This is a genomic window from Cupriavidus sp. D384 (assembly GCF_001652915.1).
Classification (GTDB): Bacteria; Pseudomonadota; Gammaproteobacteria; order Burkholderiales; family Burkholderiaceae; genus Cupriavidus.
Map to the genome: position 1 here is coordinate 292,841 of NZ_BBQI01000009.1, position 23,812 is coordinate 316,652.

Annotated in this window: 21 protein-coding genes; 9 read left to right on the plus strand and 12 right to left on the minus strand. The window is 64.3% G+C overall.

The annotated features are described in order from the left end of the window. The first annotated feature begins 264 nt into the window (after positions 1-264). The 6 genes from pilB to A9J21_RS04755 all read left to right on the plus strand — a co-directional run bounded on the left by pilB (position 265) and on the right by A9J21_RS04755 (position 6,228). Positions 265-1,986, plus strand: coding sequence for a type IV-A pilus assembly ATPase PilB (pilB, locus tag A9J21_RS04730; RefSeq protein WP_066732382.1), 1,722 nt, complete (start codon positions 265-267; stop codon positions 1,984-1,986). Positions 1,987-2,123: 137 nt separating this feature from the next. Continuing rightward, positions 2,124-3,389, plus strand: coding sequence for a type II secretion system F family protein (locus A9J21_RS04735; RefSeq protein ID WP_066732384.1), 1,266 nt, complete (start codon positions 2,124-2,126; stop codon positions 3,387-3,389). A 15-nt stretch (positions 3,390-3,404) separates the two neighbouring features. Continuing rightward, positions 3,405-4,298 (plus strand): A24 family peptidase, encoded by an 894-nt coding sequence (locus A9J21_RS04740; protein WP_066732386.1) that lies wholly within the window; start codon positions 3,405-3,407, stop codon positions 4,296-4,298. 88 nt (positions 4,299-4,386) lie between these two features. Beyond that, positions 4,387-5,010 (plus strand): dephospho-CoA kinase, encoded by a 624-nt coding sequence (coaE, locus tag A9J21_RS04745; RefSeq protein ID WP_066732388.1) that lies wholly within the window; start codon positions 4,387-4,389, stop codon positions 5,008-5,010. A 259-nt stretch (positions 5,011-5,269) separates the two neighbouring features. Beyond that, positions 5,270-6,028 carry a cell division protein ZapD gene (gene zapD, locus A9J21_RS04750; RefSeq protein WP_066732390.1) on the plus strand — a complete coding sequence of 253 codons (759 nt, stop codon included), beginning with the start codon at positions 5,270-5,272 and terminating at the stop codon, positions 6,026-6,028. Positions 6,029-6,036: 8 nt separating this feature from the next. Further along, positions 6,037-6,228, plus strand: coding sequence for a DNA gyrase inhibitor YacG (locus tag A9J21_RS04755; RefSeq protein WP_066732392.1), 192 nt, complete (start codon positions 6,037-6,039; stop codon positions 6,226-6,228). 40 nt (positions 6,229-6,268) lie between these two features. On the opposite strand, the gene A9J21_RS04760 is transcribed toward A9J21_RS04755, so the two are convergent. The 5 genes from A9J21_RS04760 to A9J21_RS04780 all read right to left on the minus strand — a co-directional run bounded on the left by A9J21_RS04760 (position 6,269) and on the right by A9J21_RS04780 (position 13,023). Beyond that, positions 6,269-6,712, minus strand: a complete 444-nt coding sequence (locus A9J21_RS04760; protein WP_066732394.1) for an NUDIX domain-containing protein — start codon at positions 6,710-6,712, stop codon at positions 6,269-6,271. A gap of 6 nt (positions 6,713-6,718) precedes the next feature. Then, positions 6,719-7,609, minus strand: coding sequence for an ATP-binding protein (locus A9J21_RS04765; RefSeq protein WP_066732398.1), 891 nt, complete (start codon positions 7,607-7,609; stop codon positions 6,719-6,721). A gap of 69 nt (positions 7,610-7,678) precedes the next feature. Continuing rightward, a complete protein-coding gene (gene argJ / locus A9J21_RS04770; protein ID WP_066732517.1) occupies positions 7,679-8,905 on the minus strand; it encodes a bifunctional glutamate N-acetyltransferase/amino-acid acetyltransferase ArgJ in 1,227 nt (408 codons plus the stop codon). 137 nt (positions 8,906-9,042) lie between these two features. Then, positions 9,043-11,835: a preprotein translocase subunit SecA gene (gene secA, locus A9J21_RS04775; protein ID WP_066732400.1), complete on the minus strand. Its 2,793-nt coding sequence runs from the start codon at positions 11,833-11,835 to the stop codon at positions 9,043-9,045. Between the two features lie 243 nt (positions 11,836-12,078). Then, complete coding sequence (locus A9J21_RS04780; protein ID WP_066732402.1) at positions 12,079-13,023, minus strand: M23 family metallopeptidase; 945 nt, start codon at positions 13,021-13,023, stop codon at positions 12,079-12,081. A 106-nt stretch (positions 13,024-13,129) separates the two neighbouring features. Here A9J21_RS04780 and A9J21_RS04785 point away from each other — a divergent pair, with 106 nt between their 5' ends. The 3 genes from A9J21_RS04785 (at position 13,130) to A9J21_RS04795 (ending at position 15,797) form a co-directional block, all read left to right on the plus strand. Beyond that, positions 13,130-13,633 carry a DciA family protein gene (locus A9J21_RS04785; protein WP_066732404.1) on the plus strand — a complete coding sequence of 168 codons (504 nt, stop codon included), beginning with the start codon at positions 13,130-13,132 and terminating at the stop codon, positions 13,631-13,633. Between the two features lie 253 nt (positions 13,634-13,886). Then, complete coding sequence (locus A9J21_RS04790; RefSeq protein WP_066732406.1) at positions 13,887-15,059, plus strand: M20 aminoacylase family protein; 1,173 nt, start codon at positions 13,887-13,889, stop codon at positions 15,057-15,059. 57 nt (positions 15,060-15,116) lie between these two features. Then, positions 15,117-15,797 (plus strand): hypothetical protein, encoded by a 681-nt coding sequence (locus tag A9J21_RS04795; RefSeq protein ID WP_197497456.1) that lies wholly within the window; start codon positions 15,117-15,119, stop codon positions 15,795-15,797. 74 nt (positions 15,798-15,871) lie between these two features. Here A9J21_RS04795 and lpxC read toward each other — a convergent pair whose 3' ends face one another. The 7 genes from lpxC to murC all read right to left on the minus strand — a co-directional run bounded on the left by lpxC (position 15,872) and on the right by murC (position 23,802). Next, positions 15,872-16,789 (minus strand): UDP-3-O-acyl-N-acetylglucosamine deacetylase, encoded by a 918-nt coding sequence (lpxC, locus tag A9J21_RS04800; protein WP_066732409.1) that lies wholly within the window; start codon positions 16,787-16,789, stop codon positions 15,872-15,874. A 154-nt stretch (positions 16,790-16,943) separates the two neighbouring features. Beyond that, positions 16,944-17,450, minus strand: a complete 507-nt coding sequence (locus A9J21_RS04805) for a peroxiredoxin (RefSeq protein ID WP_066732413.1) — start codon at positions 17,448-17,450, stop codon at positions 16,944-16,946. A gap of 398 nt (positions 17,451-17,848) precedes the next feature. Continuing rightward, positions 17,849-19,039, minus strand: coding sequence for a cell division protein FtsZ (gene ftsZ / locus A9J21_RS04810; protein WP_066732415.1), 1,191 nt, complete (start codon positions 19,037-19,039; stop codon positions 17,849-17,851). A 197-nt stretch (positions 19,040-19,236) separates the two neighbouring features. Beyond that, positions 19,237-20,469, minus strand: a complete 1,233-nt coding sequence (ftsA, locus tag A9J21_RS04815; RefSeq protein ID WP_061955279.1) for a cell division protein FtsA — start codon at positions 20,467-20,469, stop codon at positions 19,237-19,239. Further along, positions 20,466-21,368 carry a cell division protein FtsQ/DivIB gene (locus tag A9J21_RS04820; RefSeq protein WP_066732417.1) on the minus strand — a complete coding sequence of 301 codons (903 nt, stop codon included), beginning with the start codon at positions 21,366-21,368 and terminating at the stop codon, positions 20,466-20,468. The genes ftsA and A9J21_RS04820 overlap by 4 nt, the downstream gene beginning before the upstream one ends. Positions 21,369-21,406: 38 nt before the next feature. Next, the gene (locus A9J21_RS04825; protein WP_066732419.1) at positions 21,407-22,390 is read right to left on the minus strand and encodes a D-alanine--D-alanine ligase; all 984 of its coding nucleotides are present in this window, start codon (positions 22,388-22,390) and stop codon (positions 21,407-21,409) included. Further along, positions 22,387-23,802 carry a UDP-N-acetylmuramate--L-alanine ligase gene (murC, locus tag A9J21_RS04830; protein WP_066732421.1) on the minus strand — a complete coding sequence of 472 codons (1,416 nt, stop codon included), beginning with the start codon at positions 23,800-23,802 and terminating at the stop codon, positions 22,387-22,389. The genes A9J21_RS04825 and murC overlap by 4 nt, the downstream gene beginning before the upstream one ends. Positions 23,803-23,812 lie beyond the last annotated feature (10 nt).

Genomic DNA, 23,812 nt, shown 5'->3' on the forward strand with positions numbered 1-23,812 from the left:
GCTTTTTTGTTTTTGTCCTCCGCCTTTCCCCTCGCCCCGCCCGGCCGAACCACCTCCGTTTCCGTCCCCCGCGCAAGTAGGGTTGCAGCCGTGTCGCGCAAACGCCAACGCGCACGCGAGCCAGCTTTACAAAAAGTGACCCCGGCGGCAAACTGCCCCGATCCTGGGACCCGCGCCCTGTGCCGTCCCGCCGCTGTCAACCGCGCCGCCCGCCGTTTTCCGACCAGCCTTCGGCAGCCTGCGCACCTTGCATCGTATTTCGCCATGACACTAGGTCTTGCGCTTGCCCAGAGCCGGCGGATCGCACCGGCGCTGCTCGCCCAGCTCGAGCAATCGGCACGGGAAAAGAAAATGCAGCTGATCGACGAGATCATTGGCAGCGGCACGATGTCCGCCCACGACGTGGCGATCTTTGCCGCCGACAAATACCAGCTGCCGCTGCTCGACCTGTCGCAATACAACCTCGGCCGCGTGCCGCCGGCGCTGGCCGGCAACCGCGAATTCCACGCCCACCGGCTGCTGCCGCTGGGCCGGCGCGAGAACCGGCTGATCGTGGCGATGTCCGACCCGGCCAACCAGGCCGGCGTCGAGGCCATCCGGCAGAAGATGAACCTGCCGGTGGAAACGGTCGTAGTCGAGCACGACAAGCTCATGAAGCATGTGCGGGCCGCCAGCGAGGCGCTTGGCACGCTCAAGAACATCTCGCCGGTCACGCCGACCGCGCAGAAGATGATCGAATACGACCCGTCGGCCGCGGCCGCCGCGCGCAAGGGCCCGGGCAACGAGATCGACGACGCCCCGGTGGTGCGCTTCCTGCAGAAGCTGCTGAACGAAGCCTTCAATCGCGGCGCGTCCGACTTGCATTTCGAGCCGTTCGAGTTCTTCTACCGCATCCGGTTCCGCGTGGACGGCGTGCTGCAGGAAGTTGCCCGCCCGCCGCTGGACATCCGCGACAAGATCGCCACCCGTATCAAGGTGCTGTCGCGGCTGGACATCTCGGAAAAGCGCGTGCCGCAGGACGGCCGGATGAAGCTGCTGATCTCCGTGCCCAAGGACAAGGACAGCAAGGAGAGCATCGAGAAGGCGATCGACTTCCGCGTATCGACCCTGCCGACGCTGTTCGGCGAGAAGATCGTGATGCGGATTCTGGATTCGTCCACCGACAAGCTCGATATCGACCAGCTTGGCTACGAGCCCCAGCAGAAGGCACTGCTGCTCGAGGTCATCAAGCGCCCGTACGGGATGGTGCTGGTCACCGGCCCCACCGGCAGCGGCAAGACCGTGTCGCTCTACACGTTCCTGAACATGCTGAACCAGGGCGACATCAATATCTCCACGGCCGAGGACCCTGCGGAAATCCAGCTGCCGGGCATCAACCAGGTGAACGTCAACGACAAGGCGGGCCTGACCTTCGCGGCCGCGCTGAAGTCGTTCCTGCGGCAGGATCCGGACATCATCATGGTCGGCGAAATCCGCGACCTGGAAACCGCCGACATTTCGATCAAGGCCGCCCAGACGGGCCACCTGGTGCTGTCCACGCTGCACACCAATGATGCACCGACCACGCTGACCCGCCTGATGAACATGGGCGTGGCGCCATTCAACATTGCGTCGTCGGTGCTGATGATCACCGCGCAGCGCCTGGCCCGCCGGCTCTGCACGTGCAAGCGCGCCAGCGAACTGGCGCCGCAGGTGCTGCTGGATGCCGGCTTTACGGAAGCCGATGTCGATGGCAGCTGGAAGCCCTACCACCCCGTAGGCTGCGAGCGCTGTAACGGCAGCGGCTACAAGGGGCGTTGCGGTATCTACCAGGTCATGCCCATCTCGGAAGCCATGCAGCAGATCATCCTGTCGCATGGCACAGCCCTGCAGATCGCCGAACAGGCCCGTAAAGAGGGCGTGCTATCGTTGCGCGAAGCCGGCCTGCAGAAGGTAAAACAGGGGGTCACGTCGCTGGAAGAAGTGCTGGCGACCACGAACTCCTAGCAACGGATCAAGGCGGTACTGACCAGGCGCGCGGCCGGGACAGTGCAAGGCATGAAGCCGGCCGCGCAAACGGGCATCCGCATCGGGTTGTGGGTGCTCAAAAACAATAGCAATAGCATTATTTCGGGGGTCAAATCATGGCGACGCGCGCACCAGCGGCGGGCGCCCGGACGGCAGCGCCGTCACGGGCCAGGACAGGGCGGAAGGCGCCCACGCAATACATCTTCGAGTGGGAGGCCAAGGACCGCAAGGGCAAGGCCTTCAAGGGCGAGCAGCGGGCCGAGAGCCAGGCGGAGGTGACCTCCACCCTGCGCAAGCAGGGCCTGACCGTCGTCAAGATGAAGAAGCGCAAGGCGGCGCGCGGCAAGAAGATTACCGAGAAGGACATCGCGTACTTCACCCGCCAGCTGTCGACCATGCTGAAGGCCGGTATTCCGCTGCTGCAATCGATCGACATCATTGCGCGCGGCCACTCCAACCCGAACTTCACCCAGCTGCTGAACGACATCCGCTTCGACATCGAGGCCGGTAGCAGCATGGCGCAGGCCTTCCGACGCCATCCGAAGTACTTTGACGCGTTGTACTGCAACCTGATCGATGCCGGTGAACAGGGCGGTATTCTCGATGCACTGCTCGAGCGCCTGTCGCTGTACATGGAAAAGAGCATCGCGCTGAAGAGCCAGATCAAGTCGGCAATGATCTATCCGATCGCCGTGCTGACCGTGGCCTTTGCCGTGACCGTGGTGCTGATGCTGTTCGTGATCCCGGCCTTCAAGGGCGTGTTCTCGAGCTTTGGCGCGGCGCTGCCTGCCCCGACGCAGGTGGTGATCGGCATGTCCGATTTCTTTGTCGCGTACTGGTACCTGATCGTCGGCGCGCCGGTCTTCTCGATCATCTTTTACTTCCGGGCCCGCAAGAAGTCAGAAAAAGTCCAGCGCTGGCACGACAAGATGCTGCTGAAGATGCCCATCTTCGGCAGCCTGTTCCGCAAGGCCGTGGTCGCTCGCTGGACCCGCACGCTGGCCACGATGTTCGCGGCCGGCACGCCGCTGGTGGAGTCGATGGAGTCGGTTGGCGGCGCGGCCGGCAACTGGCTGTACTACGATGCCACGCGTGAAATCGAGCAGGCCGTGCGCATCGGTACCAGCCTGACCAACGCCATGCAGGCCACGCACCTGTTCGACAACATGGTGCTGCAGATGACGCAGATCGGCGAGGAATCGGGTGCGCTGGACAACATGCTGCTGAAGGTGGCGGAATTCTACGAGCGTGAGGTGGACGACGCCGTGGCCGCCATTTCCAGCCTGATCGAGCCGCTGATCATCGTGATCCTGGGCGTGCTGATCGGTGGCATGGTGGTCGCCATGTACCTGCCGATCTTCAAGCTTGGCCAGGTGGTCTAACAACAGGTATTTCGCATGCATGCAGTTTTTGGACCGGCCGGCGCCGCCACGCTCGATTCGCTGGCGGCGCTGCCGGCGCCTTTCCTGATCGTCGCGGCCGGCCTGCTGGGTCTGCTCGTAGGCAGTTTCCTCAATGTCGTGATCCATCGCCTGCCGAAGATGATGGATTACGAAGAGGCCAACTACATCGCCGAACTCCGCGACGAGCCGCTGCCGCATCCCGGGCGCTACAACCTCATGGTGCCGCGCTCGGCCTGCCCGCACTGCGGGCACCAGATCGCAGCCTGGGAGAACGTCCCGGTCGTCAGTTACCTGTTCCTGCGCGGCAGGTGTTCGTCGTGCAAGGCGCCCATCAGCGTCCGGTACCCGCTGGTGGAGGCCGTAAGCGGGGCCCTGACCGCGCTGGCGATGTGGCATTTTGGCCCGACCGTACAGGCCCTGGCGGCCATCGTCATGATCTGGGCCCTGGTGGCGCTGTTCCTGATCGACGCCGATACCCAGCTGCTGCCTGACCAGATCACGCTGCCGCTGCTGTGGCTGGGCCTGCTGCTGAACCTGCAGGGCTGGTTTGCGCCGCTGGCCGACGCCGTGATCGGTGCCGCCGCTGGCTACATGGTGCTGTGGACCGTCAACCTGGTGTTCACGCTGGTGCGCGGACAGGCCGGCATGGGCCATGGCGACTTCAAGCTCATGGGCGCGCTGGGCGCCTGGTTTGGCTGGCAGGCGCTGCCGGCGCTGATTCTGATGTCGTCGATCGTTGGCGCCGTCATTGGCGGCCTGATGCTGGTGGTCCAGCGCAAGGGCCGCGAGACGCCGTTCCCGTACGGCCCGTACATTGCCGGGGCCGGGCTGATCGTGCTGTTCCTGGGCCCGGACGTGCTGCCGCTGGGCCTGATCGCGGGCCACTAGGATCGCCAGACCGCCGGCTTCGCAATCAGGGCAGTCAAAACTGGTATCGTTGGGGCACCATTCGCCTATGACTCCCCTGCCTGCCCCCATGCTGGAAATCGGCCTTACTGGCGGTATCGGCTCCGGCAAGACCCGCGTCGCGGACATGTTTGCCGGGCGCGGTGCCGCGTTGATCGATACCGACCTGCTCGCCCACGAGATCACCGCGCCCGGTGGCGCGGCCATCGCACCGCTGGTGGAAGCCTTCGGCCCGCGCTGCCTGCGATCCGATGGCGCGATGGACCGCGACGCGATGCGCGCGCTGGTGTTCTCCGACCCTTCCGCCAAAGCCCGGCTCGAAGGCATCACCCACCCCCTGATCCGCGAGCTGACCGAAGCGCGCGCCGCCGCCGTCCGGTCTGCGGGCCAGCATCCCTATCTGATCTACGTGGTGCCGCTGCTCGTGGAATCGGGCACGTGGCGCGCGCGCGTGGGGCGCGTTCTGGTGGTCGACTGCCAGGAAGAAACGCAGGTGGCGCGGGTCATGGGCCGGAACGGGTTCACGCGTGACCAGGTGCTGGCCATCATGCAAAGGCAGGCCACCCGGGCGGCACGCCTGGCCGTGGCCGATGACGTGATCGATAACGATGGCCCGCCCGAAGCACTCGCGCCGCAGGTGGCGCGTCTCGATGCGCTGTATCGCCGCCTGTCGGCGAGTCCGGCCGGCGCATGAGACGACCCAAGGATCACCCGGTTGGGTATATCGCGGCGCCGGCGCTGTCCGGTCTGGGCAGTCCGGGGAACTTTCGATTTGTCCTTGGGCTCCGACTCGCATAGAATGCGCTGAAACATGCCGGGGAAAAAGCACCGAGTGACGGCTCCCGGCCTCTGCCCCACGACTGGGCCACCAGCGTGCGCAGAGAAACCGGCGGCATGACCGCCGGGCGCCCTCGCCTACGAACCGCCATTCGGCGCGCAGCACGGATAACGACTTGATCCTGTACGAATATCCTTTCAACGAACGCATCAGGACGCTCCTGCGCCTGGAAGACCTGTTCGATCGGCTGGATTATTTCCTCGGGCAGGAACATCCGCTGCAGCACCACGTTGCCATCACCACGATCTTCGAGATCATCGACGTGGCCGGCCGTGCCGACCTCAAGACCGACCTGATCAAGGAACTGGAGCGCCAGCGCCAGGCCCTGGCGCCGTTGCGTGCCAATCCGCATATCGACCAGGATGCGCTGGTGGCCGTCGTCACCGAAGTCGAACAGGGCATTGCCGCGCTGAGCCAGACCGTTGGCAAGGCCGGTCAGTTGCTGACCGACAACGAGTGGCTCACCAGCATCCGCAGCCGCGCCATCATTCCGGGCGGCACCTGCGAGTTCGACCTGCCGGCGTACTACGCCTGGCAACACCATCCCGCCGAAGACCGCCGTGCCGATATCCTCAAGTGGGCCCGGCCGCTGACCTCGCTGCGCATGGGTGCGACCATCGTGCTGCGCCTGCTGCGCGAGTCGGGCCAGAGCGGCAAGGTCATCGCCACGGGCGGCAGCTATCAGCAGATGCTGTCTGGCCGCAGCTACCAGCTGATGCAGGTGTACCTGGACGAATCGCTGCTGGCCTTCATTCCCGAGATGAGCGCCAACAAGTACATGCTCTGGGTGCGCTTTACCCAGCAGGACGGCGACATGCGGCCGCGCTCGGTCGACGCGGACATCCCCTTCCTGCTCAAACTCTGTAACTTCTGAAGTCCGCGATGCCAGCCGTCGTCAAGTGTCCCACCTGCGGCAAGGATGTTGCCTGGGTGCCGGAAAACAAGTTCCGCCCGTTCTGCTCCGATCGCTGCAAGCAGATCGACCTGGGCGCCTGGGCATCCGAGAAATACGTCATCGGCGGCAAGCCGGATGAAACGCCATCGCCAGACCTGCCGGCGGACGAGGAAGACTGAAGACTCGCCGCCTGGCTTGGCCGGGCCTGTTTACCTGCATTCAGCTGGCGCTGGATTCCTGCGCCAGCCAGTCGACAACCGGGATTGTCGCCGGTAGCAACGGCCCGACGTCCACGGGCACTGCCTGCCAGGAAAACGCCTGGCCTTCCCTGCCGACCGGCTCGCCGCGCCAATCGGTGATCTTGCAGAAATACAGCCGCACATAGGCGTGCGGGTAATCATGTTCAAGCGTGTGCCAGCGTTCGCTGCGCAGGATGTCGAGCCCCAGTTCCTCGTGGAGTTCGCGCGCCAGCGCGTCCTCGACGGATTCGCCCGGTTCCAGCTTGCCGCCCGGGAATTCCCAGTAGCCTTCGTACGGCTTGCCCGCCGGGCGCTGTGCCAGCAGGAAGCGGCCATCGGGCTGGACCATGACGCCCACGGCCACCTCGGTGACCTTGCGCGTCTGCCCGTCGGCCGTCGTCACGGTTTCCATCTGCGCCGTCATCGCCCGTTATTCCTTGTCAGCCACAAACGGCTTGCCATGCTTGCCGCCCCAGTCGCGCGCAAATTGCCAGGCCACCCGGCCTGAACGCGAGCCGCGCTCCAGCGCCCAGACCAGCGCGTCGCCGCGCGCCGCCTCGATATCGGCCGGCGTGCAGCCGAAGTGCGACAGCCAGTGTCCGACGATCGCCAGGTATTCGTCCTGCTTCGGCGGATAGAACGACAGCCACAGGCCGAAGCGCTCGGACAGCGAAATCTTCTCTTCCACCACCTCGCCCGGATGGATCTCGCCATCTGACGTGTGCTGGTAGGTCTCGTTGTCCTTCATGTACTCGGGCAGCAGATGGCGCCGGTTCGACGTGGCATAGATCAGCACGTTGTCCGATTGCGCGGCCACCGAGCCGTCGAGCGCCGATTTCAGCGACTTGTAGCCCGACTCGCCATCCTCGAACGACAGGTCGTCGCAGAAGATCACAAAACGCTCCGGGCGCGAAGCCAGCTTCTCGACGATATCGCCCAGGTCGCCCAGGTCGTCCTTGTCCACTTCCACCAGGCGCAGCCCGTCCTGCACGAATTCGTTCAGGATGGCCTTGATCAGCGACGACTTGCCCGTGCCGCGTGCGCCGGTCAGCAGCACGTTGTTGGCCGGCAGGCCTTTGACGAACTGGCGCGAATTGGCCACGATCGCGTCTTTCTGGCGATCGATGTTCTTCAGGTCGGTCAGGTGAATCGGCGGCAGCTGGCGGATCGCCTGCAGATAGCCGATGTTGCCAAACAGACTCTGCCGCTTGCGCCAGCGGAATGCCACCGCCTCCTTCCAGTCCGCTGCGGTCAGTTCGGGCGGCAGCCATTGTTCAAGGCGGGCAAGGAAGTTGTCGAGGCGGGCAGCAAGGTCGGACATGGGGCGCTTCTTCTCAGACGAAAGGCGGGATACGAAAGACGACAGGCGAAAACTTGAAAGTTTTACGACTTACGAACGGTAATCGGCGTTGATCGACACGTAGTCGTGCGACAGGTCGCAGGTCCATACCGTGGCCTCGGCATTGCCGCGGCCCAGCGCGATACGCACCGTGATCTCGGCCTGCTTCATCACGCGCTGGCCGTCTTCCTCGCGATATTCGGGGTTGCGGCCACCGTCGCGTGCCACCCAGACGTCGTCCAGCCACAGGTTGACGCGGTCCACATCGAGGTCGTTGACGCCGGCGTAGCCGACGGCAGCCAGGATACGGCCCAGGTTGGGGTCCGACGCATAGAACGCGGTCTTGACCAGCGGCGAATGGGCCACGGCATAGGCAATCTGGCGGCATTCCGCCACATCCTTGCCGCCTTCCACGCGGATCGTCATCAGCTTGGTGGCGCCTTCGCCATCGCGCACGATCATCTGGGCCAGCTCCTGGGCCAGCGACGTCACGGCGTCGCGCAGCGCTTCGAAGGCCGCGCCTTCGGCGCTGGTCACGCTGGCGCCGGACTTGCCCGAGGCGATCAGCACGAACGAGTCATTGGTCGACGTATCGCCATCGATCGTGATGCTGTTGAACGAATGGTCGGCCGCGTGCGACACCAGCTTCTGCAGCACAGGCTGCGCCACGGCAGCGTCCATGGCGATAAAGCCAAGCATCGTCGCCATGTTCGGGCGGATCATGCCGGCGCCCTTGCTGATACCCGACAGGGTCACGGTCTTGCCGTCAATCTGCACCGTGCGCGATGCGGCCTTCGGCTGCGTGTCGGTGGTCATGATCGATTCGGCAGCCGCCAGCCAGTTGTCGGCACGCGCATTGGTGATGGCCGCGGGCAGCGCCGCGGTCAGGCGATCCACCGGCAATTGCTCCAGGATCACGCCGGTCGAGAACGGCAGCACCTGGTTGGCGGCGATGCCGAGTTGCTTCGCCAGTGCGTCGCACGTGGCACGAGCCGCAGCCAGGCCCGGCTCGCCGGTGCCGGCATTGGCATTGCCCGTATTGACCACCAGCGCGCGAATGCCCGCGCCGGCAGCCAGGTGCTCACGGCAAACCTGCACCGGCGCAGCGCAGAAGCGGTTCTGCGTGAAGACACCCGCCACCGTGCTGCCTTCGGCAACCTTCACCACCAGCACGTCCTTGCGATTGGCCTTGCGGATGCCGCCCTCGGCCCAGCCGAGTTCGACGCCAGCAACGGATTTCAGGTTTTCTGCCTGCGGCAGGGGCAAGTTCACGGGCATGTTCGTTTCCTTTGCTGCAAATTGTGTGATGCACCTGATGAACATGCCCGCTTGAGCGGCAGGCTCAAGCGGGCATGTCCAGGGATTCGGTCGGTGCCGCGCCGCGTCGGCGCGTCACCGGCAGTGACGGGCTGGCTTCAGCTCAGCTTGCCGTGGCACTGTTTGAACTTCTTGCCCGATCCGCACGGGCATGGGTCGTTGCGGCCAACCTTGGGCATGCCGGCCAGCGCCACATCGCTACCCGCCATCGCGGCCATCGCGGCTGCGGCGGTGCTGCTGCGGTGCGAAACCTCTTCCACCGGCTCGCCACCCTCGGCGAATTCATCGTGCTTGTACTGCACGTTGGCCAGGTGCGACAGGCCTTCCTCGATTTCCTCGGACGCCTGCTCCAGTTGCTCCGGCGACTGGATCTGCACGTTGAACACCACGCGCGTGACTTCGTTCTTGATGACGTCCAGCAGGCGGGCGAACAGTTCGAACGACTCGCGCTTGTATTCCTGCTTCGGATCCTTCTGGGCGTAGCCGCGCAGGTGGATGCCCTGGCGCAGGTGGTCCAGCGCGGCCAGGTGCTCGCGCCAGTGCGTGTCGATGCTCTGCAGCATGACCGAGCGCTCGAAGCCGGCAAACGAATCGCGGCCGACCTGCGCCACCTTGGCGTCGTAGGTCTCGCGCGCCGTCTTCAGGATCAGGTTCAGCAGCTCCTCGTCCTCGATGCTCTGTGCGCCCTCGATGGTCTTCGCCAGCGGCACGTCCAGGCTCCAGTCGTCGCGCAGACGCTGCTCCAGCCCGGCGATGTCCCACTGCTCTTCCATGCTCTCGGCCGGCACGTAATCGCGGAACATCTCGACGATCACGCTTTCACGCAGGTTCGCGACCATGTCGCCGACGTCCTTGGCTTCCAGCACGTCGTTGCGGAGCTTGTAGATTTCCTTGCGCTGGTCGTTGGCAACGTCGTCGTACTGCAGCAGCTGCTTGCGGATGTCGAAGTTGCGGCCTTCCACCTTGCGCTGCGCCGATTCGATCGAGCGCGTGACAATGCCGGCCTCGATCGGCTCGCCCTCGGGCATCTTCAGGCGTTCCATGATCGCGCGCACGCGGTCGCCGGCGAAGATGCGCAGCAGCTGGTCGTCCAGCGACAGGTAGAAGCGCGACGAGCCCGGGTCGCCCTGGCGGCCGGCACGGCCACGCAGCTGGTTGTCGATCCGGCGCGACTCATGGCGCTCGGTGCCCACGATATGCAGGCCGCCCGATGTCTTGACCTGTTCATGCAGCGACTGCCATTCGCCCTTGAGCTGCTCGATCTTCGCGGCCTTCTCGGCGTCCGACAGGTTCGGATCTGCCTCGATGAAGCCCGACTGCTTCTCGACGTTGCCGCCCAGCACGATGTCGGTACCGCGACCGGCCATGTTGGTGGCGATCGTGATCATCTTCGGACGGCCCGCCTGCGCCACGATCTCGGCTTCACGCTCGTGCTGCTTCGCGTTCAGCACCTGGTGCGGCAGCTTTTCCTTGTTCAGCAGGTCCGACAGGTACTCGGACGTCTCGATCGACGTCGTGCCCACCAGCACCGGCTGGCCACGCTCGTAGCAATCGCGGATATCGCGCACCACGGCGTCGTAGCGTTCCTTCGACGTCTTGTAGATCTGGTCCTGCAGGTCCTTGCGCTGTGCCTGGCGGTTGGTCGGGATCACCACCACTTCCAGGCCATAGATTTCCTGGAATTCGTACGCTTCCGTATCGGCCGTACCGGTCATGCCGGCCAGCTTTTCGTACATGCGGAAGTAGTTCTGGAACGTGATCGTCGCCAGCGTCTGGTTTTCCTGCTGGATCGTCACGCCTTCCTTGGCTTCCACGGCCTGGTGCAGGCCGTCGGACCAGCGGCGCCCCGTCATCAGGCGGCCCGTGAATTCGTCAACGATCACCACTTCGTCGTTCTGCACCACATAGTGCTGGTCCCGATGGAACAGGCTTTGTGCACGCAGGGCGGCGTACAGATGGTGCATCAGCGTGATGTTCTGCGGCGCGTAGAGCGATTCGCCCTCGCCGATCAGCCCTTGCGCGGCAAGGATCTGCTCGGCCTTCTCGTGGCCGGCCTCGGTCAGGTAGACCTGATGGCCCTTCTCGTCCACGTAGTAGTCGCCCGGCTTCTCGACGCCCGTGCCGTCGGCCTTTTCCTCGCCGATCTGGCGCTCGAGCAGCTTCGGAATGCCGTTCATGCGCTGGTACAGGTCGGTCTGGTTCTCGGCCTGGCCCGAGATGATCAGGGGCGTACGCGCCTCGTCGATCAGGATCGAGTCCACTTCGTCGACGATCGCGTAGTGCAGCGGGCGCTGCACGCGCTGCGACGGGTCGTAGACCATGTTGTCGCGCAGGTAGTCGAAGCCGAACTCGTTGTTCGTGCCGTACGTGATGTCGGCGTTGTAGGCCACCTGCTTCTGGTCATGCGGCATCTGCGACAGGTTCACACCCACCGACAGGCCCAGGAAGTTGTACAGGCGCCCCATCCACTCGGCGTCGCGCTGGGCCAGGTAGTCGTTCACCGTCACCACGTGCACGCCCTTGCCGGTCAGCGCATTCAGGTACACGGCCAGCGTGGCGGTCAGCGTCTTGCCTTCGCCGGTACGCATTTCGGCGATCTTGTTGTCGTTCAGCACCATGCCGCCAACCATCTGGACGTCGAAGTGGCGCATCTTCATCACGCGCTTGCTGGCTTCGCGGCACACGGCAAACGCTTCGGGCAGCAGGGATTCGAGCGATTCGCCGCCGGCATGGCGCTGGCGGAACGTCTCCGTCATGCCACGCAGTTCGTCGTCCGAAAGCACCTCGAACTTCGGCTCGAGCGCGTTGATCTGCGCAACCGTGCGGCGATATTGTTTGATCAGCCGCTCATTGCGGCTGCCGAAGACTTTCTTGAGAAGGCCCGTGATCATCGAGTGCTTTCACCTGCGCGGCAGACCGGTACGAGACCCGCCAAACCCGCGCGAGGAATGGGTAGATTGGCGCAAAACGCCGAGTTTATCATGTGCCGATGTCCTGACCGGACCTGTCGCCAGCACGGATTCTGTACAGGTACAACAGCCCGGCCCCCTTGACTGGCGGCCTGTGCAGCAGGTTGGGACAGGCGCGCCGGCTTCAATGTTCCGGCCTCGTGGCCCCACGGCGATCCGTGACCATCAGCGGATGGCCGTCCGGTCGGTCGGCACCGGGGCTGCAGCCAGGGGCGCCTGGGCCGGTGCGGGCGCCGCGGCGGTCAGGAAACCGCCCGGATTGCGGGGCACGCCGTTCACGTGAACCTCGAAATGCAGGTGCGCACCGGTAGACCGGCCCGTGCTGCCCACCCGTGCAATCAGCTGGCCCGGCCGGACCAGGTCACCTGCCTTTACCAGCACTTTCGATGCATGGGCATAGCGGGTCTTGAGGCCGTTGCCATGGTCGATATCGATCATGTTGCCGTACTCGTGGTGCCATTCCGACGCCACCACGACCCCGCCGGCGGCAGCCACGATCGGCGTGCCGGCGAGCGCGACGAAGTCCACCCCATCGTGCTGCGACCGGCGGCCGGTAAAGGGATCGATGCGCGTGCCGAAGCCCGATCCATCGTAGCCAGACGCTACCGGCAGCACGCTGGGCTGACGGCGCTCGCGCATCTGGCGGTCCATCAGTGCGGTTTCGATCACGTCGAAATAGTCGGCGCGATGGTCGGCCTGCCGGCCCAGCCGCGCCAGTTCGTCGCGCAGTTCGGGCATCGTGAGGTCGCTGGACAGGGCCGGGCTGGCCGGGCCGCCGCGTGCCGGGCGATGGCGGAAATCGAAATCCCGGGGGGAGATGCCGGCCAGGCCGGACACGCGCTCGCCGAGCGCATCGAGGCGCACCATCTGGGCCTGTAGTTCACCCAGGCGGGCGGCCATCACGGCCAGGTTCTCGCGCAGGAAGGCGTTGTCGCGCGCGTGGCGGGTGACTTCCGGCGCCGATGCGTTACGGGCCAGCAGCCAGGTCAGCCCCGAAGAAGCCGCCGCCACCAGTGCGCACAGCACCAGGCCTGAGAGCACGACGCGCGCCCGCGTCAATTGAAAGCGAAACACCCGCGGCTCGCGCGGATGCAGCACGATGATTTGCATGACCGTTCCCCAATTCCCTAAGGACGGCGCCAGAAGGCACCGGCGCGCATGCAGGCATCGCATCCCGGCTCTCGGACGGGCAAGGATTGCGCGCTAGAATGCGCGCATGCGCTTGTTCACCCACCACGCTCTCCAGACCCCGAACGCCAAGCCTCTCAACGATTGGCTGGCGAAGTCCGGGCCGGTTTCCGCGCTGATGCAGACCGCGCGGCAACTGGCGTCACTGGAAGCGGAAGTCTTCGCGTTGCTGCCTCCCGCCCTGCGCAGCGGCATTGCGGTGGGCGGCATCAAGACCGACAACCGGGGCCCGCAGGCAGAGCAGACGCTGCTGTTGCTGGCCGCCCATGGAGCGGCCGCCGCGCGGGTCAGGCAAGTGGTGCCCACATTGCTTTCCCGGCTGCAACAACGAGGCTCGCAGGTTACTTCAATCCGTGTGCGGGTACAACCCGAGGTGGGCCGCGGCGACTGGGACACCGGTCCGGCCGAGCGCAAGCCGCGCACGCAGAACCTGTCGCAGGCCGGGCTGCAGAGCATGGACGCGCTGGCGCACGACCTCGAGGATTCACCGCTGAAGGATGCCGTCCAGGCATTGCTGGCGCGTCATCGCTGAAGCCGCGAAATTCCTGAAGCGTTTCATTTTTCCGCTTCACGAGAATCCACGCTATTTGCGTCGATGGCGCAAATACGGCGGACATCGCAGATCCTGATATTTCCCCGCATTTTTAAAATGCCGGTCCTGCCGTGCACGTCATGTTTGCCGCGGGCAAAAGCATGACGTCGAGCAATTTGACAAATCCTTCCGGCCCATAGAATGGCCTCGGGCGTACATCACGACCCTTTGCATCGTTCAAAGGAGAAGCACCATGTACCAGAGCATTCTGAAAGCCATTGCCGAAAGCGAGGACAAGTTCATCCGCATTCGACGACAGATCCACCAGCATCCGGAAATCGGTTTCGAGGAAACCCGGACCAGTGATCTCGTAGGAGAAATGCTGGAAGGCTGGGGCTACGAAGTGCATCGCGGTTTAGCTAAAACCGGGGTGGTCGGCACACTGAAGGTCGGCACCGGCAGCAAGCGCCTGGGCATCCGCGCCGACATGGACGCATTGCCCATGACCGAAAACAGTCAAAAGGAATGGAGCAGCACCGTCCCCGGCAAATTCCACGGCTGCGGCCATGACGGACATACTGCCATCCTGTTATGCGCCGCGGAGTATCTGGCAAAAACCCGGAATTTCGACGGTACGCTGCATCTGGTTTTCCAGCCCGCAGAAGAATTGCTCTACGGCGGAAAAGTCATGGTGCATGACGGATTGTTCGAGCAGTTTCCCTGCGATGCCATTTTCGCGATGCATAACATGCCGGGATTCAAGGAGTGCGAGTTCTATTTCAGGAAAGGCGCATTCATGGCGTCGTCCGATACGCTCCATATCGAAATCACCGGCGTCGGCGGCCATGGCGCGATTCCCGAGAAAACCATCGATGCCACGCTGGTTGCCTGCCATGTCGGCACGGCGCTGCAGAGCATTGTCTCGCGCAATGTCTCGCCGTTTGAAGCGGCTGTGATCACCATCGGCAGCATCCAGTCCGGGGAGGCGCCAAACATTATCAACAGCAAGGCGCTTATGAAACTGAGCGTTCGCTCGTTGAATCCCACCGTCCGCACATTGCTGCTCAAGCGGATTGGCGAATTGGCCCAGATGCAGGCCCAGAGTTTTGGCGCCACCGCCGAAGTCATGCATGTGAACGGGAGCCCGGTGCTGGTCAATGACGACCAGGCCACCGAGTTCGCCGCCGAGGTGGCGCGCGATGTGTTCGGCATGGACAAGGTACATACCGATGCGCCTCAACTGCCCGGCAGCGAGGACTTCGCCTTCATGCTGGAGGCCAACCCGAACGGCAGCTACATGCTGATCGGCAGCGGCGACGACCCGGGCTATTGCATGGTGCATCACCCGGGTTACGACTTCAACGACAAATGCCTGGTGCCTGCCGCCGCATACTGGTGCGCCATGACCGAGCGCTTTCTCAAATAACCCGGGCCAAGCCCGGATTCAGAGGCGCTTCCGATGAAAACACAGGACCTGGCGCTGGTGGCGCTGCTCTGCCTGATGCTTCTGCCGTTTGCCGTTTTCCCCGAATGGCTCGCTGCCTACAAGACGTTCAATGGGCAGCACGGCATGGTGATGGCGTTTATCAAGTTTGGCATCCTGGCGACGCTGGGCGAAGTCATCGGGCAGCGCATTCGCACCGGCCGTTATCTGGAAAAGGGATTCGGCATGGTGCCGAGAATGGTGGTCTGGGGAATTCTCGGCCTCTTTATCAGCATGGCTTTCAAGGTCTTTGCCGTCGGATCCCCCTATTTTGCGGAATACCTGGGCATCGATGGCATCGTCGCGGCCATGGCAGGCGGGTTCACGATGCTGAAGCTGGCGGGCGCACTGATTATCAGCACCCTGATGAACCTGACGTTCTCGCCAGTGATGATGACCGCCCACAAGATCACTGACATGCATATCGCCCGATATCAGGGATCCTTGCGGGCATTGTGCCGGCCGATCGCCGTCGTGGAACACCTGAAGGCACTCGACTGGCAGACGCAATGGGGCTTTGTATTCAAGAAGACCATTCCCTTGTTCTGGATACCCGCCCATGGGCTGACCTTCCTGCTGCCGCCCGATTCCCAGATCCTGTTTGCGGCGGTGCTTGGTGTCGCACTGGGGATCGTGCTGGCCGTTGCGGGACCCAAACCGGCGAAGCCCCTGCCTGCCTGACTCCGGCCCAACAAAAAGCCCCCGCTCTTTCGAACGGGGGCTTTTTGCGTGCTGTCAGATCCGTCTGTCGACGCTCAGGCGAAGGCTGGCTGGACTTGCGGCAGGAAGGCCGTCGGCGCTTCCTCGACCTTGTCGAAGGTCACGATCTCGTAGGCTTCCTGGTCGGCCAGCAGTGCGCGCAGCAGCTGGTTGTTCAGGCCATGACCCGACTTGTGGGCAATGTACGCGCCGATCAGCGGATGGCCCACCACATACAGGTCGCCGATGGCATCGAGGATCTTGTGGCGAACGAACTCGTCGCCGTAGCGCAGTTCCTCGTTGTTCAGCATGCGGTGCTCGTCGAGCACGATCGCGTTATCCAGGCTGCCGCCACGGGCCAGGCCCATCTCGCGCAGCGCTTCCACCTCGTGGGCAAAGCCAAAGGTGCGGGCTCGCGCGATTTCGCGGACATAGCTCGTATCGGCAAAGTCGATCGAGAACGTCTGGCCGGTCTTGTCGACGGCCGGATGGCGGAAGTCGATCGTGAACGCGAGCTTGAAACCGAAGAACGGCTCCAGGCGCGCCAGCTTGTCGCCCTCGCGCACTTCCACGGCCTTCTTGACGCGGATGAAACGCTTGGCCGCCGGCTGTTCCTCGATGCCTGCCGACTGCAGCAGGAACACAAACGAAGCCGCGCTGCCATCCATGATCGGGATTTCCTCGGCGTCGACGTCGACGTAGAGGTTGTCGATGCCCAGGCCGGCGCAAGCCGACATCAGGTGCTCGACGGTCGAAACGCGGGCGCCGTCCTTCTGCAGGACCGACGCCAGTCGGGTATCGCCAATGGCGCTGGCGGCCACGGGAATTTCCACCGCTTCCGGCAGATCGACGCGCGTAAAGACGATGCCGGTATCGGCGGGGGCCGGCCTCAGCGACAGCGTCACCTTGCGACCCGAGTGCAAACCGATGCCGACCGTCTTCACCACGGATTTGATAGTGCGCTGTTTGAGCATGACGGCCTCAACTATTATTAAAAGCTATTGGGCGTAATTTCCAATAACGCGATACTACCATTTCTGGATGTATTGCGCTGCACCACTTTGTGTCCGGGTGTTATGCATTGTTAATGAGACGCCCAATACATCACTTTCATTGACACGCTTCGTGTCAGGCGCGCAACGCTTCCAGAATGGCTTCGGCGCTGCTGACCTTGAATTCGCCGGGTTCCTCGACGGCCAGGTGGGTGACCACGCCGTCGTCGATAACCATGGCATAGCGCTTGGCGCGCACGCCCAGGCCGCGCTGGCTCAGGTCCTGGTCCAGGCCCAGCGCCTTGGCCCACTGCCCAGCGCCGTCGGCCATCATGCGGACCTTGCCGTCGGTCTTCTGCTCACGGCCCCAGGCGCCCATCACGAAGGCGTCGTTGACCGAATGGCACCACACTTCGTCCACGCCGGCCGCACGCAGCTGGTCGTTGGCCTTGACGAAGCCCGGCACATGCTTGGCCGAGCAGGTAGGCGTGAACGCGCCGGGCAGGCCGAACACCACGATCTTCTTGCCCTTGACGAGATCGGCCACCGGGAAGGCATTGGGGCCGAGCGCGCAGCCGCCGGTCTCGGTTTCAAAGAATTCGTACAACGTGGCGTCGGGGACGCGCTGGCCAACGGCGATCATTTTGAACAGTCCTCTAGCGTGTCTGCTGTGGATCGAAAACCTGCCTGCATCATAGGGGCGGATGCCGCCGCCACCAAGCGGCGCGGCATGCGGGTGCAGCAGGAAATACCTGGGATTCAAAACGCCGCGCGGCGCGTTGGGTAAACGCGCCGCGCGGACGGAGACATCCCGCCGCCGGGGGCGGGAAACCAGTCCGGGGAGGCGGCCGATGGCCTGCCTGCCCGGCAACGGGATGCGACGGACAACATGCGGCGTGGCGCGGCGCAGCCGCACGCGCTGACGGGTTGCGTCAGTCCAGGCAAACGCCGGGCGGATAGGGAGCGCCCAGGCGATGCGTGACGGACCTCTGGCAGCCTGTCAGGCGCGCGGCGGTTGCCGCTGCCCTGCCGGTTCCCAACTTAGTCCGCCTGCTTGCGCAGGAAGGCCGGGATGTCGTACGTATCCACACCCTTTTCTTGCAGCGCCGCCACGTGGGCCGATGCCGACTCACGCGAGCTGCGCCACACCGCCGGGGTATCCAGGTTGCTGTAGTCCGGCGATGCATGGGCCGGCGCAGCCGTCAGGCCCGCCATCATCTGCACCGGGATGTTGTCCGTGCCGGTCTTCAGCAGCGTCATCGGCTGCTGCTTCTTGGCCGAACGGCCCAGGCCCGTCGCCACCACGGTCACGCGCAGGGCATCGCTCATCGAGTCGTCGTACACCGTACCGAAGATCACGGTCGCATCTTCCGCGGCGTAGCTGCGGATCGTGTTCATGACTTCCTTGGTTTCCGACAGCTTCAGCGAACGGCTGGCCGTGATGTTGACCAGCACGCCACGCGCGCCGGACAGGTCCACGCCTTCCAGCAGCGGGCTGGCAACAGCCTGCTCGGCGGCCAGGCGGGCGCGATCCACGCCGGACACGGTTGCCGTGCCCATCATGGCCTTGCCCTGCTCGCCCATCACCGTCTTCACGTCTTCGAAGTCGACGTTCACCAGACCATCGACATTGATGATTTCGGCGATACCGGCCACGGCGTTGTGCAGCACGTCATCGGCGCACTGGAAGCACTTGTCCATCTCGGCGTCGTCGCCCATCACCTCGAACAGCTTCTCGTTGAGGACAACGATCAGCGAGTCCACCGACGATTCCAGCTCGCCCGAGCCATGTTCGGCCACCTTGGCGCGACGTGCGCCTTCGAAGTCGAACGGCTTGCTGACCACGCCCACGGTCAGGATGCCCATTTCCTTGGCCACCTGCGCCACGATCGGCGCGGCACCGGTACCGGTACCGCCGCCCATGCCGGCAGTGATGAAGACCATGTGGGCGCCACGCAGCGAGTCGGCGATCTGCTCGCGCGCCTGCTCGGCACAGTTACGGCCCACTTCAGGCTTGGCGCCAGCGCCCAGCCCGGAATTGCCAAGCTGCAGCACGCGCGAAGCGGTCGAACGCTTCAACGCCTGGGCATCGGTGTTCATGCAGATGAATTCCACGCCCTGCACGCCACGGCTGATCATGTGCTGCACGGCATTGCCGCCCGCGCCGCCCACGCCCACCACCTTGATGATGGTGCCGTCCTGAATCTCCGTTTCGATCATGTCAAAGTCCATCACTGCCTCCGAGAAAAATCAGTCCCCAAACGCTGCGGCCTCCCCGCCGCAACCCTTGGTTCCTGAACAAGAAACCATCAAAGAACTACTAGCCAATAAACCAACAAAAACTGCTTGACCTGCTCAACGTGTCACGATCCGTTCGGCTGACTGCAACAAGATCGTCACACTTAAAAAAGTCCTGACACGCTTGCGGCTCAGAAGTTGCCAACAAACCATTCCTTCATGCGCGTCCACACCTGTTTCACCTGGCCGCTCTGCACGGCCACCTTGCGGCCACGCATGCGCTGCACGCAACCTTCCTGCAGCAGACCCATAACGGTCGAATAGCGCGGACTCTTCACCACCTCGTGCAGGTTGCCGCGGTATTCGGGCACGCCCACGCGCACCGGCTTCAGGAAAATGTCCTCGCCCAGCTCGACCATGCCCGGCATCATCGCCGTGCCGCCGGTGATCACCACCCCCGACGACAGCAGTTCCTCATAGCCGGATTCGCGCACCACCTGGTGCACCAGCGAATAGAGTTCCTCGATCCGCGGCTCGATCACGGCGGCCAGCGCCTGGCGGCTCAGCGTGCGCGTGCCGCGATCGCCCACGCCGGGCACCTCGATCATGTCTTCGGGGTCGGCAATCGCCTGCTTGGCAATGCCGTACTGCATCTTGATGTCCTCGGCATCGGGCGTCGGCGTGCGCAGCGCCATGGCGATGTCGTTGGTGATCTGGTCGCCAGCGATGGGGATCACGGCCGTATGGCGGATCGCGCCTTCGCTGAAGATGGCGATATCGGTGGTGCCGCCGCCGATATCCACCAGCACCACGCCGAGTTCCTTTTCGTCTTCGGTCAGCACCGCCAGGCTCGACGCCAGCGGCTGCAGGATCAGGTCATGCACTTCCAGGCCACAGCGGCGCACGCACTTGACGATGTTCTGCGCCGCGCTGACCGCGCCCGTGACGATATGCACCTTCACTTCCAGGCGGATGCCGCTCATGCCGATGGGCTCGCGCACGTCTTCCTGGCCGTCGATGATGAATTCCTGCGTCAGGATATGCAGGATCTGCTGGTCGGTCGGGATGTTCACCGCCTTGGCGGTCTCGATCACGCGGGCCACGTCCGTCTGCGTGACCTCCTTGTCCTTGATTGCCACCATGCCGCTGGAGTTGAAGCTGCGGATATGGCTGCCGGCAATGCCCGTGAACACCTCCGCAATCTTGCAATCGGCCATCAGCTCGGCCTCTTCCAGCGCCCGCTGGATCGACTGCACGGTGGCCTCGATGTTGACCACGACCCCCTTCTTCAAACCCTTGGACTCTGACTGGCCCATCCCGATGACCTCATAGCTGCCGTCGGGGCGCAGTTCCGCCACCACGGCCGCCACCTTCGAGGTGCCGATGTCGAGACCGACCAGAAGGTCCTTGTATTCCTTGCTCATCGAGTTTTCTCCGCGTTCTTACTCTTGAGTCGCGTCGGATTGTTGTTGGTGTTACCGGCCGAAGCCGCCTGGGAACCTGCCGCACCCGCTGCCGCCTTGGCCGCTGCCTTGGCCGCGGCCTGCGCCTGCGCATCGGTCAGGAAGCGCACGCTGGCTGTGCGGATGGCAAAACCGTTGGGATAGCGCAGGTCGGCGTACTCGATCTGCTTGCCCCACTGCTGGGTCAACTGCGGCCACGACGCCACGAAGCGCTTGACCCGCGCTTCCATCGAGGCGCGATCCTCGTCGTTCTGCTCGCGCCCGAACTCGATCACCAGGCCGTTGGACAACTTCGCCCGCCAGGCATAGCGGCCGGACAGGGCCACCGCCAGCGGTTCTACCTTGAGCGGCTTGAACCACTCGCGCATGGTCTCCAGTTTCTCGACCACGTCTTCCTCGCTGTCCGGCGGGCCGTCCAGCGCCAGCAGCTGCGCGTCTTCCTCGGCTTCGGCCGTGTTGGCCACGAAGACCTCGCCGTAGGTATTGATCAGCCGGCCGCTGTCCGATCCGCCCCACGTGCCCAGCGCCTCGTGCTCTTCCACCTGAACCGCCAGCCCGTTCGGCCATTCGCGGCGCACGCTGGCATGGCGCACCCAGGGCACGGACTCGAATGCCTGGCGCGCGGCGTTCAGGTCCAGCGTGAAGAAGTTGCCCGACAGCTTGTTCAGCGCGTTGGCCCGTACGCTCGGCGCGTTCACGTGGCGCAGCTGGCTGCCGTCCAGCGACGTCAGTTCCACGTGGGTGATGGCGAACACGGGCCGTTGCGCCAGCCACAGCAGGCCGGCGCCAAGCGCCATGAGCGCCACCAGCGCATAGAGCGCTGAGGCGATCAGGTTGAGCAGGCGCGCGTTGTGCCACATGGTCGTTTGGTCGGGCAGTCAGCCGGTTGGTGTTGCGGTTATTCGGGTTTCCAGTGCTCGTTCGGATGCAGGTCCAGCGTGGCGGCGGCCAGCACCTGCATCACGAAATCCTCGTAGCTGATGCCAGCCGCCCGCGCCGCCATCGGCACGAGCGAATGGCCGGTCATGCCGGGCGACGTGTTCATTTCGAGCAGGTGCGGGCGGCCGTCGCGGGTCAGCATCACGTCGGCGCGGGCCCAGCCACGGCAACCCAGCACGCGAAACGCTTCGACGGCCAAAGCCCGTACTTCGTTCTCCAGCGCTTCCGGCAAAGTTGACGGGCACAGGTATTGGGTAACGTCAGTAAAGTACTTATTTTGATAGTCGTAGTTCGACTCGGGCGCGACAATCTTGATAACAGGCAGCGCTTCGGCCGTTGCGCCCTCTCCCACCACAGGGCAGGTCAGCTCGTCGCCATCGATGAAAGTCTCGGCGATAACGTCCGCATCGAGCCCCGCCGCCTTCTCGAACGCCTCGCGCATCTGGCCGGCTTCGGTGACCTTGGTCAGGCCGATCGACGACCCTTCGCGCGCCGGCTTGACGATCAGCGGCAGGCCCAGATCCCGCACCACGGCGTCGAAATCGGTATTGGCGTACAACATCGCAAAGCGCGGGGTGGCCAGGCCGTGCGTCATCCACAGGCGCTTGGTGGCCTGCTTGTCCATGGCCAGCGCCGACGCCAGCACGCCGCTGCCCGTGTAAGGCACGCCCAGCTGCTCCAGCAGGCCCTGCATCGTGCCGTCCTCGCCGTAACGGCCGTGCAGCGCGATAAAGACGCGGTCGAACCCGGCGGCTGCCAGCTCGGCCACGGACTGCAGGGCAGGATCGAAGGCATGGGCGTCCACGCCGCGCGACTTCAGTGCCGCCAGCACGCCGTTGCCGGACATCAGCGAGATCTCGCGCTCGGCCGAACGGCCGCCCAGCAGCACGCCAACCTTGCCCAGCGACTTCGGATCGATATTGGGATGGGCCACGAAGCTCATTGCTGACCTCCCGCCTGGTGCGACACCAGCTGTCCCGGTACGCCACCGATCGTGCCGGCACCCATGGTTACGACCACATCGCCAGGTCGCACTGCATCCAGGATCGACTGGGGCATGTCTTCGATCTGTTCCACAAAAACGGGTTCCACCTTGTTGGCAACCCGCAGCGCGCGGGTCAGTGCACGGCCGTCGGCGGCCACGATGGGCGCCTCGCCGGCGGCATACACCTCGGCCAGCAGCAGCGCATCAACGGTGCCAAGCACCTTCACGAAATCCTCGAAGCAGTCGCGCGTCCGCGTGAACCGGTGCGGCTGGAAGGCCAGCACCAGCCTGCGATCCGGGAACGCGCCGCGTGCGGCGGCCAGCGTGGCGGCCATTTCCACCGGGTGGTGACCATAGTCGTCCACCAGCGTGAACGTGCCGGCGCCGTCGGGCGTGGCAACCTCGCCGTAGCGCTGGAAGCGGCGGCCCACCCCGTGGAATTCGCGCAGCGCCTTGACGATGGCGGCGTCCGGCACCTCCAGTTCGGTGGCGATGGCGATGGCGGCCAGCGCGTTCTGCACGTTGTGCAGGCCGGGCAGGTTCAGCACCACGTCCAGCGGCGGTTCGGCGTGGCCATTGAGCTGGCGCAGCACCGTGAAATGCATCTGGCCGTCCACCGCGCGGGCGTTGATGGCGCGGATCTGGGCGTCCTCGGCAAAGCCGTAGCGCACCACGGGCTTGGATACGAACGGCATGATCTCGCGCACGTTCGGGTCATCCACGCACAGCACGGCAATGCCGTAGAACGGCAGGCGCTGGGTAAATTCCACAAACGCCTGCTTCAGACGGGCAAAGTCGTGCCCGTACGTGTCCATGTGGTCGGCGTCGATATTGGTGATGACTTCCATCACCGGGAACAGGTTCAGGAACGATGCGTCCGACTCGTCGGCCTCGGCCACGATGAAGTCACCGGTGCCCAGGCGCGCGTTGGCGCCGGCCGAATTCAGGCGGCCGCCGATCACGAAGGTCGGATCGAGCCCGCCCTCGGCCAGCACCGACGCCACCAGGCTGGTGGTGGTGGTCTTGCCGTGCGTCCCGGCAATGGCGACGCCCTGCTTCAGGCGCATCAGTTCGGCCAGCATCACGGCGCGCGGCACCACGGGAATGCGCTTGGCGCGGGCGGCCAGCACTTCGGGGTTGTCGTTGGTCACGGCCGTCGACACGACCACGGCATTGGCGCCTTCCACGTTGGCGGCATCATGGCCGTGGCACACGCGCGCGCCGAGCGAGGCCAGGCGCCGCGTGGCAGCGTTGCTGCCCATGTCGGAGCCCGAGACCTTGTAGCCCAGGTTCAGCAGGACCTCCGCGATGCCGCTCATGCCGGCCCCGCCGATTCCTACGAAGTGGATGTTCTTGACGATATGCTTCATTGCTTCCGTT

Coding starts and splice junctions, on each gene's coding strand:
- A9J21_RS04790 (WP_066732406.1), top strand. CDS start 13,887: ATGTACCAGAGCATTCTGAAAGCCATTGCCGAAAGCGAGGACAAGTTC.
- A9J21_RS04765 (WP_066732398.1), bottom strand. CDS start 7,609: ATGTCCGACCTTGCTGCCCGCCTCGACAACTTCCTTGCCCGCCTTGAA.
- ftsZ (WP_066732415.1), bottom strand. CDS start 19,039: ATGGACTTTGACATGATCGAAACGGAGATTCAGGACGGCACCATCATC.
- lpxC (WP_066732409.1), bottom strand. CDS start 16,789: ATGCTCAAACAGCGCACTATCAAATCCGTGGTGAAGACGGTCGGCATC.
- A9J21_RS04805 (WP_066732413.1), bottom strand. CDS start 17,450: ATGATCGCCGTTGGCCAGCGCGTCCCCGACGCCACGTTGTACGAATTC.
- murC (WP_066732421.1), bottom strand. CDS start 23,802: ATGAAGCATATCGTCAAGAACATCCACTTCGTAGGAATCGGCGGGGCC.
- A9J21_RS04760 (WP_066732394.1), bottom strand. CDS start 6,712: ATGACGGCGCAGATGGAAACCGTGACGACGGCCGACGGGCAGACGCGC.
- A9J21_RS04780 (WP_066732402.1), bottom strand. CDS start 13,023: ATGCAAATCATCGTGCTGCATCCGCGCGAGCCGCGGGTGTTTCGCTTT.
- A9J21_RS04825 (WP_066732419.1), bottom strand. CDS start 22,390: ATGAGCTTCGTGGCCCATCCCAATATCGATCCGAAGTCGCTGGGCAAG.
- argJ (WP_066732517.1), bottom strand. CDS start 8,905: ATGCCCGTGAACTTGCCCCTGCCGCAGGCAGAAAACCTGAAATCCGTT.
- coaE (WP_066732388.1), top strand. CDS start 4,387: ATGCTGGAAATCGGCCTTACTGGCGGTATCGGCTCCGGCAAGACCCGC.
- A9J21_RS04820 (WP_066732417.1), bottom strand. CDS start 21,368: ATGTGGCACAACGCGCGCCTGCTCAACCTGATCGCCTCAGCGCTCTAT.
- secA (WP_066732400.1), bottom strand. CDS start 11,835: ATGATCACGGGCCTTCTCAAGAAAGTCTTCGGCAGCCGCAATGAGCGG.
- A9J21_RS04735 (WP_066732384.1), top strand. CDS start 2,124: ATGGCGACGCGCGCACCAGCGGCGGGCGCCCGGACGGCAGCGCCGTCA.
- pilB (WP_066732382.1), top strand. CDS start 265: ATGACACTAGGTCTTGCGCTTGCCCAGAGCCGGCGGATCGCACCGGCG.
- A9J21_RS04755 (WP_066732392.1), top strand. CDS start 6,037: ATGCCAGCCGTCGTCAAGTGTCCCACCTGCGGCAAGGATGTTGCCTGG.
- A9J21_RS04740 (WP_066732386.1), top strand. CDS start 3,405: ATGCATGCAGTTTTTGGACCGGCCGGCGCCGCCACGCTCGATTCGCTG.
- ftsA (WP_061955279.1), bottom strand. CDS start 20,469: ATGAGCAAGGAATACAAGGACCTTCTGGTCGGTCTCGACATCGGCACC.
- A9J21_RS04785 (WP_066732404.1), top strand. CDS start 13,130: ATGCGCTTGTTCACCCACCACGCTCTCCAGACCCCGAACGCCAAGCCT.